At 47.0% G+C, this 12,967-nt stretch carries 10 protein-coding genes; 6 read left to right on the top strand and 4 right to left on the bottom strand.

Annotated elements, in window-relative coordinates:
* Nucleotides 1-333: 333 nt before the first annotated feature.
* From E8M12_RS11310 to E8M12_RS11295, 4 genes are all read right to left on the bottom strand, one after another.
* A complete protein-coding gene (locus E8M12_RS11310; RefSeq protein WP_136736248.1) occupies nucleotides 334-3,795 on the bottom strand; it encodes a hybrid sensor histidine kinase/response regulator in 3,462 nt (1,153 codons plus the stop codon).
* A 187-nt stretch (nucleotides 3,796-3,982) separates the two neighbouring features.
* Entirely contained in the window at nucleotides 3,983-5,449 is a 1,467-nt protein-coding gene (locus E8M12_RS11305) for a matrixin family metalloprotease (protein ID WP_136736247.1), read from the bottom strand.
* Complete coding sequence (locus E8M12_RS11300) at nucleotides 5,446-6,141, bottom strand: hypothetical protein (RefSeq protein WP_136736246.1); 696 nt, start codon at nucleotides 6,139-6,141, stop codon at nucleotides 5,446-5,448. The genes E8M12_RS11305 and E8M12_RS11300 overlap by 4 nt, the downstream gene beginning before the upstream one ends.
* A gap of 265 nt (nucleotides 6,142-6,406) precedes the next feature.
* Nucleotides 6,407-6,649, bottom strand: coding sequence for an HP1242/YdcH family protein (locus tag E8M12_RS11295; protein ID WP_136736245.1), 243 nt, complete (start codon nucleotides 6,647-6,649; stop codon nucleotides 6,407-6,409).
* 618 nt (nucleotides 6,650-7,267) lie between these two features.
* On the opposite strand from E8M12_RS11295, the gene E8M12_RS11290 reads away from it, so the two are divergent.
* The 6 genes from E8M12_RS11290 (at nucleotide 7,268) to E8M12_RS11265 (ending at nucleotide 12,623) form a co-directional block, all read left to right on the top strand.
* Complete coding sequence (locus E8M12_RS11290; RefSeq protein ID WP_246034117.1) at nucleotides 7,268-7,897, top strand: DUF3313 family protein; 630 nt, start codon at nucleotides 7,268-7,270, stop codon at nucleotides 7,895-7,897.
* Between the two features lie 106 nt (nucleotides 7,898-8,003).
* Complete coding sequence (locus tag E8M12_RS11285) at nucleotides 8,004-8,522, top strand: phosphatase PAP2 family protein (protein WP_136736243.1); 519 nt, start codon at nucleotides 8,004-8,006, stop codon at nucleotides 8,520-8,522.
* Nucleotides 8,519-9,559, top strand: a complete 1,041-nt coding sequence (locus tag E8M12_RS11280) for an MJ1255/VC2487 family glycosyltransferase (protein WP_136736242.1) — start codon at nucleotides 8,519-8,521, stop codon at nucleotides 9,557-9,559. The genes E8M12_RS11285 and E8M12_RS11280 overlap by 4 nt, the downstream gene beginning before the upstream one ends.
* A gap of 86 nt (nucleotides 9,560-9,645) precedes the next feature.
* The gene (locus tag E8M12_RS11275) at nucleotides 9,646-10,224 is read left to right on the top strand and encodes a hypothetical protein (RefSeq protein WP_136736241.1); all 579 of its coding nucleotides are present in this window, start codon (nucleotides 9,646-9,648) and stop codon (nucleotides 10,222-10,224) included.
* A 123-nt stretch (nucleotides 10,225-10,347) separates the two neighbouring features.
* On the top strand, nucleotides 10,348-11,103 hold the full coding sequence (locus E8M12_RS11270) for a HesA/MoeB/ThiF family protein (RefSeq protein WP_246034115.1): 756 nt from the start codon (nucleotides 10,348-10,350) through the stop codon (nucleotides 11,101-11,103).
* Nucleotides 11,104-11,252: 149 nt separating this feature from the next.
* Entirely contained in the window at nucleotides 11,253-12,623 is a 1,371-nt protein-coding gene (locus E8M12_RS11265; RefSeq protein ID WP_136736240.1) for a class II fumarate hydratase, read from the top strand.
* Nucleotides 12,624-12,967 lie beyond the last annotated feature (344 nt).

Here is a 12,967-nt window from a genome sequence, read left to right as displayed (position 1 = left end):
TCGAATTTATCTATTTATTCCCTTGTTTTCTCTGAATTATTTGTGGGGATAGCTCAGACTCTGACCCCTTGATTTTAGGCCACAAGTTTTCAGAGGAAGCTGGATGTGAAAGTTGCTAATTTCTTCCACCTTCCACTTCCGCCAGCGCAGCTTATACCAATTGCATTAAATTATTGCTCACCCGTAGGGAGTTTACCAGAGGCCCATTTACGGCCCTATATTTCATTAATATAGAATGACTATATCAATGAAATTTATGTTGTAACTGAACCTCTGTCCTAACTCTGAGTTGTGCACAAACTTAGTGTAATTGGTATTACCTCTTCGAAGTTTCTACTTCACCAACTGTTTTATAGTTCGCTTCAATGCTGCAGGTTTGACCGGTTTATTTAAAAACTGAAAACCTTGTTCGCGGATTTGCTCGCGAATTTCTTCACTATGATCGGCGCTGTTAATAATGATCGGGATGTTCGCATCGACCTGTTGATGGATAAAATTAACCACCTGCAGGCCGGTGACGCCATCATCAAGGTGATAGTCAGCAATAATCAGTTGTGGCTGATGTTGCTCGGTCACTGCAATTGCGGTTTGTTGATCTTTTGCCTGCCAGGCCTGACAGCCCCATTCACTTAGCCGCTTATCCATAGCAACCAGTACCGCATCGTCATTGTCGATGATTAACACTTTCAGTGATTTTAAGTCCTGGCGATTTACCGGACTGGTGAGCTCCTGCGGCACCGGTTTGTCACTTAAGGCGATTACCGGCAGCACAATGGTAAATTCGCTACCGCGACCAAAGGTAGAATTCAGGGTTAAACCAATTCCGAGGATTTTGCAGATCCTTGAAGTGATAGCCAACCCAAGGCCCAGGCCCTGTTCCTTGTTCTGGTTGATTTGTTCAAAGTCGTTGAAGATCCGCTGTTGGTCCTGCTCTTTGATGCCGATACCACTGTCTTTAATATGGATCAGGATATCCATACCCTGTCGTTCAAGGCTGAGTTCTACCTGTCCCTGTTCGGTATAGCGGATGGCATTGGTCAGCAAATTCTGAATCACCCGGCGCAATAAAGTTTTATCGCTGCGGGTACCGACATTATCAACATTGGCCTGAAAGCGCAGGCCTTTTTCTTCAGCTAGCAGTCGGAATTCATCACAAATGGGCTGTAAAAATGTGCCAAGGTAAAAATCTTCGATATGCGGCCGGATAGTGCCGGCATCGAGTTTGGTTAATTCGAGAATGGAAGACAACAATTGTTCAGCATTTTCCAGTGAGTAACTGATGTTTTTACTGAGCTCGCGAATGTCCTTATCGTCGCATTTTTCCTGTAAGATGGACGAGAACAGGTTAGCAGCATTAAACGGCTGTAACAGATCATGGCTTAGCGCCGCAAAGTATCTGGATTTATTAATGTTGGCCTGCTCGGCATCCTGTTTGGCTTCGGCCAGGGCCTGGTTAAGGCGTTGTAGATCAGCGGTTCGTTGTTCAACCCGGCTTTCCAGGTGGGCATTAATCTCTTCCAGTGCTTTTTGAGTTTTTACGAAGTCGGTGATATCTGCATAGGTGGTGACAAAGCCTCCGCCTGGTAATGGGTTGCCGTTCATTTCGTAGACTTTGCCGGACTTTTGCACCCGCTGAAAACGATACGGGATGCCCTGGCGCAGATAGGTGATGCGCTTTTCAATCTCCTGCTGCTTGGGACTATCACCGAAAAAGCCCCGATTGGCATTGAAGCGGATCACTTCTTCGACCGGCCGGCCAACATAAATTTGTTCTTCCGGATAATCAAACATCTCGATATAACGTCGATTCCAGGCAACCAGGCGAAGCTCTTTATCGACCACGGCAATGCCCTGGTTTACATTTTGGATGGTTGCCTGTAACAGTGAACGGTTAAAGCGCAACAATTCACTGGCTTCATCGACAATATCAACCACATCATTGACCTTGGCATGACGTTGACTTTTGGCGGAATTGAGCAGTAATCGTGCCGAGGGACCGCCGATAACACCGGATAACTCCTGTTCAACTTTTGCCTCCAGTTCGGTGCTGATCAGATACTCACCGTGCACCTGTTTATCCTGGTAATGGCAGTCAATGATCGCCTGCGCATAATCTTCACCAAAAAATCGACTCAGTAGGGCCCGCACATCATTTACTGTTAGTGGCGTATTGCCCGGTAGTAATTGTTCCTGTGCTTCAGGGCTGAGCAGATAGTTTCTGGCCTGTAACCGTTCTGCCATCGACGGGGTTTTGCTGAGGCTATAATAGATAAATACCAGAACGTTGAGGATAAGGCTCATCAACACCCCGTGGGCAATAAAGTCTATCTCAATGCCAAATAACGCCGTCGGTATCAGCCATTGCTGATTAAACAGGCCTTCAGCAAAATAATGATGATAAAACTGCGTGTCCTGAAGCATTGACGGTAACAAAAGTGTATAGGCCCAGACTAAAGTGCCGGTAACGATACTGCGGTAGGCCGCCGTGTGGTTGGCCCGGTTCCAGGTAAGTCCGAAAATCATCGCTGGCGCAAACTGCGCGACCAGGGTCATCGCCATCAATCCGGTAACGGCGAGAAGTTCGGTATTGGATATCGACTGATAGTAGGCCCAGGCGGCGAGCAGTATAGTCGCAATGGTAATGCGGCGGATCATCAATAAGCGATTTGGGCTGAGCTGATGGTTAAGCCTGAACACGGTTGAGCGACCTTGCTCCCGAGCCAGTAATTTTGGTGTGATTAAATCATTCGACACCATGATACTGAGCACTATGGTGGCAACGATCACCATGGATGTGGCTGCGGAAAAACCGCCCAGGTAAGATACCAGGGTCATCCACTCATTATCGGCGTATATGGGGAGTTGCAGCATAAAAGAATCACTGCCAACGTCTTGATTTGCAAATAAGATCAATCCTGCATAGGCAATCGGCAGGGCGAATACATTCAGGGCGATCAAAAATAAGGGAAACAACCAACGAGCGCTTATCAACTCGGATTCGGTTTTTTGCTCGATAAATGCCATATGAAATTGTCTGGGTAAACAAAACATCATCAATACCCCGAGCAGGGCCTGGGTCAGGTAAACATAGCTTGGAGGCGCTGAGATGGCAATGATCGCCTGGTGTTCACGGGCTGCGGCGAGCAACTGCGCAGGCGATGAAAACATCCAGAAACAGACAAAAATACCGACCAGTAAAAAGGTGACTAATTTGACAATGGACTCAAAACTTATTGCCATTAACAGGCCGGGGTTTTGCTCTGACGGGCGGATACGACGAGTACCAAATAAAATGGCAAACATTGCCAGCATTACACTGAAGACCAGCGAAATATCAAAAATGCCGTTACTGTTCTGGTACTGAGTAACGGCGGTGAAACTGTCGGTCATTGCCCGTAACTGCAGGGCGATGTAGGGAATGATGGCGGCCACGGAAACCAATGTGATCAGGCCTGCGAGTCGGGTTGATTTGCCATACCGCGAGGAAATAAAGTCGGCCAGCGACGTCAGAGACTGTTGACGACAAATTTTTGCTACTTTAAGTACCAGTGGCCAGGCAAAGATAAATACCAGGATTGCACCAGTATAGGTGGGCGTTAACCACCAACCGGTTGTCGCGGCCTGACCGGTTACCCCGTAAAAGGCCCATGATGTACAATAAACACCAAGTCCTAAGCTGTACACTACGGGTTTAACCCGTTTCGGCAATTGATATTTATCACCGATAAAGGCGATTAGAAACAGTAATAGCAGGTAACAGCCGGTAACCAGAACCAGTAATGATATTGACAGCATGATAATGTTTTATTGTTTTTTACCGATATCTTATCGTATTTGCTCGCAATGTCACCAGCGACGGTTCGAAGAATTCCATCGTGAGGGTTGTTTAACCTGTTTTCTTGTTTAATCTGTTTTCTTGTTTATTTGTTCTTTGCTTAATCAAGGGCGGTTGAACAAAAGTCGGCTAGTGAAGTGCATCAGGTCAGGTTCGCTCATATCGAGTCCGGCGCCGTATGCCCAGGTAAATCAGCAGTACCAGTAAGGAAAGCGGATTAGCTGCAGCACCACTGTCATCGGATACCGTGCTTTGGCTGGCATCGAAAGGAAAGGCATCCTGATTGTCACCGATGCCGTCGTTATCCGAATCTTTGCTTTCATTCGGATCCTGGGGAAAGGCATCACTATTGTCACCAACACCATCACTATCACTGTCCAGCCATTCTAATGGGTTTAGTGGAAATGCATCCGCCGTATCGTCATAGCCATCATTATCGTCATCACTGTCTTCACTATTGACCAGGCCATCGTTATCAAAGTCATCACCAGTCGCGGGAGGAACCTCGTCTTCGGGCGGGTCAATATCGTCGGCATTGCCAGCTAACAGGGTCAGGGTGTAATGAAACGGTGTGTAATTGTTGTCTGGGTTTTGGTCCTGGTCGTCACTGTTTGCTTGTATATCGATGATGATTTGATAATCACCTAATGGGAAGTCATCATTAAACGGCATCACAAGACGTTTTTGTAATAGTTGACTTTCAGCGTCGTTATGTGACGGCGTAATAAACTGTCTGGCGATGGCTTGATAGCGCGCGGGGTTAAAACCGTTATTGCGATAATCGAGGCTATCCAACAGATAAAATGCGGCCGTCGCATTGGTTTTAATCGAGCCTAAATCTAAGTAAACATAGTTAATCTCTATGCTTTTACCCTGGCGGATCTGCATACTAGAGGGCCTGGCAACCGGCACATTAAAACGACCATCACTGCTACTTCGGTACAGGCTGACGGCAAGATCCAAGCCTTTATCATTGCCCGGGTACAAGCCCCTGATACCGGCAACCTCATCGGCAACCGGGATACGCTGGTAATTGTGTCCGACGCTCGGGCCGGGGGCACTGGGGCGTAAATTGGACGGTACTGGCAAGTTGCCAGTTTCATGATCAAGCCCGGACATATGGCCAATCTCATGAACCAATACCGATTGTAAATTATGGCGTCGGGCATTGATGTCCTGCTGGGTCAGCGCCGGGTTTTTATTTTCAGTGAGCCACTGATAATTGGTGTTAAGGCTGATATCTGCCTCGGATAGTTCACAACGACTTTGATAGTATTCAAATTGGGTAATGCCAAGCGTATCGTCATCGAGATCGCTACTAAAGTAAATCTTATTGATGCCATCGCCTAACGAGGAATCGGTAAAATTATCACTGGTGATGGTGTAGTTAAGGTTGCTACCAATAATCTGGTTCCATGATTCAATCGCCGCAATCGCGGTATTTCGGTATCCACTACCGGGTGGAAAAGAAAGATCGGCCAGGCTGATGGTCGCCAGGCCGTCCGGCCAGTGCAGGGCCCCTTGATCGCCGTTACAGCTGTAGTACTGGCTCGCCTGGGTAGACCAGGCCAGGCTCAGTAGGCAAGCACCAAGGAGCAAAGGTCTAGCGGTCATTGTTCGATTAACCTGGCTTTGTTGACGCGAAGCGACGACGGCGAGTATGTAGCTTTGTCTATGCTCTGCACGGGTTTAGCGGTTTGGTTGTGTGGTAACTGCTTAATCTGATTCAGGAAGCTGGCAACGCTGATTGCTGCTAAGTCCTTATTTGCAGGCAGGTTTTTAGGAGCGTTGACGAGGACGACATCTGCGGGTTTAAGGCGGTTAATGGTAATCCGATCGTTATTGATACTAGTCACCGGATTGCCCTGATAGTCATAAATCAGACCGTTATTGATGATAAACATGCCTTGCCCCCAGCCAGAAATTGGCACCATGCGTTCACCATTGCCCTGCAAAAACAGGATAACTTGCTGAGTAATCGAAAATTGTGGAACACCCTGAATCCGTTGAACCAGGCCGTCTACTTCGCCACCGTGGATGACCAGGGTCAGTTGCTCCTGATCGTACGTTCCTCGGATTAGGTTTAGGTCGGCGAGAGTCACAAAACTAACGATAGCGCCATTGGCCATGCGTTGACTGCTGATCGCATCGACACTGGCGATCATGATGGCATCGGCGGCATTGGCCAATTGTGTCAGGGAACGATATTTCAGCGCAGTGGCATTTGCGAACGAGCAGTAAATGCTGATCACAATCAATATTTGTGCGGTAAATACCAGGCGAAATAAACGGATAAGCTGCAACATGTGTGTCGATTATCTTAGTTTTAGAATTAACACTCAGTAGTGGCACTTTCAAAGGCTTGCCATCGGGTGGTTTCAGCAACGCCACCCCGGCGATGAAAGATTACTGAAGCCAAAATCGTCCAGTGATTGGTTGTTATCCCGGACAGCGTCCCTGGTCCGGCAAGGGTTGTATCTTGGTACCGTCAGGAGCTGCACTCATTAATCACCCCTGATTAATTAAAGCTTAGCTCAACAAAAGAAAAGGAGGGAAATTTGCCCCTCAGACCTAACCATCCGCTTTGAGGCGCGCATAAAGAATATCTTTTAACGCGGCACGCTGCATTTTCATTTCATTAAAGTGTTCATCATCCGTTGGCACATTGTTTTCTTCTAATGTACGGATCTTTTTGTCCAATTGGTGATACTCATCACTTTGCGATTTAAACGACGTATCCGTTGCTTTTAATGACTGGATTTTCTCTGCGTATTCTGGGAAGTCGATATCGAGTGCATGGTTTTCAATGGGCATAATGAACCTTTGTCTGTGATCGGGGTTTTAAAAAGTATAGGCAACATTTCTATCCTGACGACCATGATTGGAAAAATCGTGGCGGATTTTTTGATATATGCTTATACCAATCGCATTAAATTATTGCTCACTCAGTGAGAATTTAAAGGCGTTTAGACAAGGCTTTGATTACAGAGAATGGTCGTTCCAGTGTCAAAATCAGTAACGCAGGATAAACGCCTTTAAAACTCACCCGAAGGGAGTTTATCAGAGGCCCATTTACGACCCTATATTTCATTAATATAGAATGACTATATCAATGAAATCTATGTGGTAACTGAACCTCTGCCCTAACTCTGAGTTGTGCACAAACTTAATGTGATTGGTATTATGAGAGCGTGTTGACCTTTGTTGGCCGAATTTTGTTCAATGGGTGTCTGTTAATTGCGAAACTGCCCTCGAAAGATAAACACGCTCTACTAAATCGTAACTTAGGGGGGCGGATTCATGAAACCGCATCAAATTAGACGTGTAAGCGGGCTACATTCGTACCTGCAGTTATGCAGGAGCAGGATAACATTGACTCTTGTGGCCATACCTTGTTGCTTTTTACTGGCCTGTTCTTCAGAGCCACCTACTGTGCAATCCGGTCCCGACAAAGAAGTGAATGAAGCCGGATTAACTCGTGTCGATAATTCGGTGTTGGATTTATCTTACATACGTGAAGATACCGACTGGCGTCAGTACCATAAGCTGATGTTTGCTCAGATAAATGTGAATAACGATCATCCTGATGATTATCGTCCACCTCGTATCGACCCGTTAACGGATGGGCCCAATGCAACCTACGATCTCGATGACCAGACCCTGCGCAAAATGGGGGAAGAATTTATCGAGGTAGCTTATCGGGTGTTTAATGAAGACCAGCCGTTTGAAATAGTCACAGTTGCCGATGCCAATACTCTGGTTATTAATGTTGTAATCACCGATATCCGGCTGGCGGCACCGGTCGAAAAATCACGACGAAGTTATAATTCTATTGGTGGCACGACCTACACGGAATCGTCAGGCAGCCTGGTTATTGCCGCCAGTGTTAAAGATGGCGTTAGCGGTGAAATCTTAGCCCAGGCTTTAGATCGCGGTGCCGCTATTGATCAATGGAAGCAGAATACTCAGGTGTTTAATTGGGGCGATATGCGCACCATTTATCGAAACTGGCTGACCACGTTCAAGAATGGCTTAATGCGGGTAACGGCAGGTTCGAATTAACGCCAAATGGCGCAGCAACCAAGGGATGTTTATCTCGGTTTGATATTTCATCAAACTGCAAATTTGCTGTAACTGAGTTGTCATAAAGCCCACTTAAAGTGTGGGTATGGCGATTCTAAATAGTATTTATCAGGCCGATCTACGTATCTTGCTTTGGTGCCGTAAAGGAAATTCCTGTGATACGTTTCTGACCCTGGTACGAAACCTTTCCAGAACCGGCGACGGTTATCTGCAACTCCTTTTGCCTTGCAGTTACTGGCTACTGGCAGGATCTCAGGCGACGGATTTCTTTATTTTGACCTTGCAGGCGTTCATCATAGAAAGAAGCCTGTATGTTCTTTTAAAGAATACCCTGAGACGGCGTCGACCTCCTCAGGTGGTTCCGGACTTCTCCGCAATTATTCAGGCATCTGATAAATTCAGCTTTCCTTCCGGTCATACCATGGCCGCTTTTACGCTTGCCGGTCTGTTCATTTTTCACCTTGGTGCAGTGGCCGCTCCTCTGTATTTATGGGCAGGTGCCGTCGGCCTCTCACGAGTGATTCTGGGCGTGCATTTTCCCTCCGATATTGTTGCCGGTGCCACTATTGGCACTGGCATCGCATATACAATGGTTGTTTTATGAAAATACTTTATGGAATTCAGGGAACGGGCAACGGACATATTGCCCGTTCAAGGATGATGGCAAAATACCTTGCTGAGTCTGACGTTGACGTAACCTACTTGTTCAGCGGCAGGCCGGCGGAGCGGTACTTTGAAATGGCTGTATTTGGCGACTATCAGTGTCGCCGGGGACTGACCTTTGCTACCCAGGCAGGAAAAATTAATTATTTGCAAACGACCTTCGGCAATAACCTCTGGCAGTTTGCTCGGGAGGTTCGTGAATTGCCGGTTGACGACTATGACTTGATTATTACTGACTTTGAACCGGTGACCGCCTGGGCGGGCAAACTTGCCAGAAAACCGGTATTAGGGATTGGTCATCAGTATGCCTTTGGCAAGAATACGCCACTAGCTGGCGAAAGCTGGTTAGCCAAGAAAATTATGCGCCATTTTGCCCCCGCTGATTACAGCCTGGGATTACATTGGGCACCATATAATGACAATGTATTGCCGCCCATTATTGATACCAGTCTCAGTCGTCAGAAATGTGAAAACTTCTGTTTGGTATATCTGCCGTTTGAGGATCAGCGCCAGGTCACCGCATTATTGAATCAATACCCGGACTATCAGTTTATTCAGTATTCGCCAGAACTGACTGACCAACAGCAGGGCAACGTGCTTTGTCAGCAGGCGGCGCACCAGCGCTTTAAGGAGCATCTTGCCAGGGCCAGTGGGGTGATTTGCAGCTCCGGATTTGAGCTGGTCAGTGAGTGTTTACATCTCGGGTTGCCGATACTGACGAAACCAACCCAAGGGCAAATGGAACAGCATTCAAATGCGCTGGCACTGCAACAACTAAAAAAAGCGACAGTAATGCAGTCACTCGATAACGCTAGCATTCGGCGTTGGTTAGCGCAATTGTCGGTTAATGATAAACGCGTTGCCAGTGCTATTCCGGATGTTGCTCCGCATGTCGTTAACTGGATCCTTGCCGGAGAATGGCAAAGCTACCGGGCTTTGACTGAACTATTGTGGAAGCAAAACAAACCGTCGGAGTAATGTTTATTACCTTGTTTGTTGCTAAAACTGTACAGAATCTTGGAAAGGTCGTAATCTTTTCTTACTATCCCTTAATAGGTAACGTTATGAAAAGGCTATTGATCTCGAGTTTTATTGCATCCTTGCTGATGTTTGTCTGGGGCGCCGTGTTTTGGCAAAGTCCGCTACCCTACAGCGCCACGCAAATGGTCGAAAACCAACAACAGGTTTTAACGGAACTGAACAAGGTATTGCCCGACCCCGGTACTTATGTATTGCCTTCTGCCATGGTACCGGATGCAAACATGGAAGAAGTTATGGCGATGTATGAGCAGGGGCCAATCATTATTGCTCAGGTTAGTGCCGGCAAACCGGCATTCGACCCGATAATTTTTGCCAAAGGTTTCGCTCACTACCTGATCATAGCAATTCTTCTGGGGCTGGCGATGATGCGATTATTGCCGGGCCAGCTTGATCGTTTTACCCGCAAATTTGGACTCGCATTTTTTGCCGCATTGCTGATGGTGGTATTTAGTCACGGTGGTGAATTGATTTGGTGGGGAATTCCCGTTGGCTGGACCTTATGGACAGCATTGTATGAATTTATTGCCATTTTGATTGGCGGATTCATTATGGCCATCGGGATCAAGCCTGCGCCGCAAATCGACATTCAAAACGAATCTTAAAGCCGCAGCTATATAAGTCGCCGATATCGATTGCGGCCGAACCTAGGCTTTGGCAAACTGTGCTCTTATCCCTCTTTGGGGCATAAAAATGGACATTGATGACAGAATTTTATAGGGCAGCCTTTGACTAAGGACAAATTAACAGACAAAGAGTTGGTGCGTTATTCTCGCCACATTATGCTGGATCAGGTCGGTGAACAAGGACAACTGATTCTGAAAAATAGTCATATTATTATCGTCGGTGTCGGTGGGTTAGGTTGTGCGGCAGCTCAATACCTTGCGGCATCCGGCATTGGCCATTTGAGCTTAATTGATCACGATAGCATCGAGCGCAGCAACTTACATCGTCAGATCCTCTTTAAAGTGAATCATTTAGGAAAAAATAAAGCGCAAATCGCCGCAAATCAGCTATTGGCTGCTAACCCGGATATTGTCATCGATGCCATTGACCAGTCAGTGCTTAACGTTAATCTAGTGCCATTACTGGCGTCGAAGCCGATGATACTTGATTGCACCGACAATAGTGATGCTCGTTACTATATCAACCGGATTTGTGTTCAGTACGGTTTGCAACTGGTGTCTGCTGCTGCGATTAACGGACAGGGCCACCTGTTAAGTTTCGACTTATCCTCTGCTGACTCTCCTTGTTATGCCTGTTTGTATCCTGAACCGGTTAATTTGCCACAAAATTGCCAGACCGCTGGCGTGCTAGGTCCCGTTCTTGGGGTGATGGGCAGCCTGCAGGCCACCGAAGCAATACGGCTTCTGCTCGGCAAAACCGAGCACCTCGGTAAGCTGACCCTGTTTGATGCCTGGCAAATGAGCTTCAATGAGTTTCGGGTTAATAAATCCGAACAATGTCGGGTTTGTTGCCGATAAATTTGGCCCGAATTGTAAACGCTCGCTATTCATAATAGCTGTGTTCACCACAGTGTCACTGTTGTTAGTTCGCATCCAGCGCCTCTCTTTACTTACACCGCGATGGCTATAATGAATGCATTAAGCATCATTAAAGGTCGAAGCGATCCATGGACGAATTACCATCTAAGATTCTATGGGGAAAACAAACCCGATTGTCGTTGCAGTATTTTGCAATTGGCACTCATAAATTTTCAGCCGATTTTATCTATGCATTAGTTGCAATCAAACGTGCCTGCGCACAGGTTAATGGCGAATTAAAACGGTTATCAACTACACAAAGCCAGGCGATAATCCAGGCTTGTGATCAGGTTTTGAGCGGACAATATAACGAGCAATTCCCGTTACGAGTCTGGCAAACGGGCTCGGGTACGCAGACCAATATGAACGTTAATGAAGTGCTTGCCAGCGTCGCCAATCAGATTATTCATCAAGCCGGGGCGGAAAACCGCAATGGTGATAAGCAAGATTTACATCCTAACGATCATATCAATCTGTCACAGTCATCCAACGATGTTTTTCCAACGGCGATGCGCATTGTGGTGGCGCAATGGAGTGAACAAAAGTTACTACCGGCAATCGCTACACTGCAACAGCAATTGCAATTAAAACGGGGGCAGTTCAGCCATCAATACACGGTGGCGCGAACCCACCTGATGGATGCGATTCCTATCGGTTCCGGAGCGCTGTTAGCGGCGTTTGACAGCCAGCTTGAAGCGGCAAAAAATGCAGTCCATAGCAGTTTGCAATATGTCCATCGATTGGCGATCGGTGGCACCGCGGTGGGCTCTGGGGCGAATGCACCACAGCGATTTGGCGAGATGGTCAGTCACAAACTGGCTGAACGGTTGCAATTGCCGTTGCAGCAGGATGATAACCTTTATGCTGCGGTCAGTGGTGAAGATGCGATGATTCGCTATAGTGGCGCATTGAAGCAACTGGCGTCGGTTTTACTGAAAATGGCCAATGATTTTCGCTTGCTTGGCAGCGGTCCGCGTTGTGGCTTAAATGAGTGGCAACTGCCAGCCAATGAGCCAGGCAGTTCAATCATGCCCGGTAAAGTAAACCCGACCCAGTGTGAGGCGCTCAGCATGGTTTGCTTCCAGGTTTTCGGTAATGAACTGACCGTTTCACTGGCTGCTGCGAATGGCCAGCTACAACTTAACGCCTGTCGACCGGTGATCATTCACAATGTTATGGAAAGTATCACACTACTCACCGATGCAATGTCCTCGTTTGCCGAAAACGCGGTGGCGGGGTTGAGCGTCAATACCAAGCAAATGCAGCGTAACATGCAACAAAACTTATCGGTAATTACCTTACTTGCCGAGCAGCTCGGTTATGACACAGCGACCCAAATCGTGCGAAAAGCACAACAGGACAATACGTCCTTGGCAGTGGCGGCAAAGGTACTTGGATTATATTCTGAAGCAGAGTTTGAACAATTGATAGCCGAGAAACTGAATCGTTTAGGCGATTAGACAAGCCTTAATTGCTGGTTAATCATGAAATTAATTTTCGGAAATAAAAAAGACGCGTACCCTTATATAGAGCAAGCGTCTTTAATTTTTAAGGTGGTGGAGCGGGGGGGAGTTGAACCTCCTAGATAATGCTCTGAAGCCCTTTAAAAATAAGGGGTGTGGCTTTTGCTGTACCTGAACTGTACCTGAATTTTCAGCCTTTAATCTAGCTCTAATTGGTGTCTGGGGGGTACGAAACCCCCGTCCAAATAGCTGTTTCGGAGGAGCTGTATTCTCATCCGATTTTTGTCAGGGAGGGCTCGCGCCCCTCTTCAAAGTTTAAATTGAACGCCTTAATTTTAGGA

The sequence above is a fragment of the Thalassotalea mangrovi genome (assembly GCF_005116735.1).
GTDB lineage: Bacteria > Pseudomonadota > Gammaproteobacteria > Enterobacterales > Alteromonadaceae > Thalassotalea_A > Thalassotalea_A mangrovi.
The sequence above is the reverse complement of the archived record's forward strand: the minus strand, read 5'-3'. Positions and strand labels throughout refer to the sequence as shown.

Bases quoted from the DNA above. Each gene is read 5' to 3' on its own strand.
- E8M12_RS11310 (WP_136736248.1), bottom strand. From the start codon at position 3,795: ATGCTGTCAATATCATTACTGGTTCTGGTTACCGGCTGTTACCTGCTA.
- E8M12_RS11305 (WP_136736247.1), bottom strand. From the start codon at position 5,449: ATGACCGCTAGACCTTTGCTCCTTGGTGCTTGCCTACTGAGCCTGGCC.
- E8M12_RS11300 (WP_136736246.1), bottom strand. From the start codon at position 6,141: ATGTTGCAGCTTATCCGTTTATTTCGCCTGGTATTTACCGCACAAATA.
- E8M12_RS11295 (WP_136736245.1), bottom strand. From the start codon at position 6,649: ATGCCCATTGAAAACCATGCACTCGATATCGACTTCCCAGAATACGCA.
- E8M12_RS11285 (WP_136736243.1), top strand. From the start codon at position 8,004: ATGGCGATTCTAAATAGTATTTATCAGGCCGATCTACGTATCTTGCTT.
- E8M12_RS11280 (WP_136736242.1), top strand. From the start codon at position 8,519: ATGAAAATACTTTATGGAATTCAGGGAACGGGCAACGGACATATTGCC.
- E8M12_RS11275 (WP_136736241.1), top strand. From the start codon at position 9,646: ATGAAAAGGCTATTGATCTCGAGTTTTATTGCATCCTTGCTGATGTTT.
- E8M12_RS11265 (WP_136736240.1), top strand. From the start codon at position 11,253: ATGGACGAATTACCATCTAAGATTCTATGGGGAAAACAAACCCGATTG.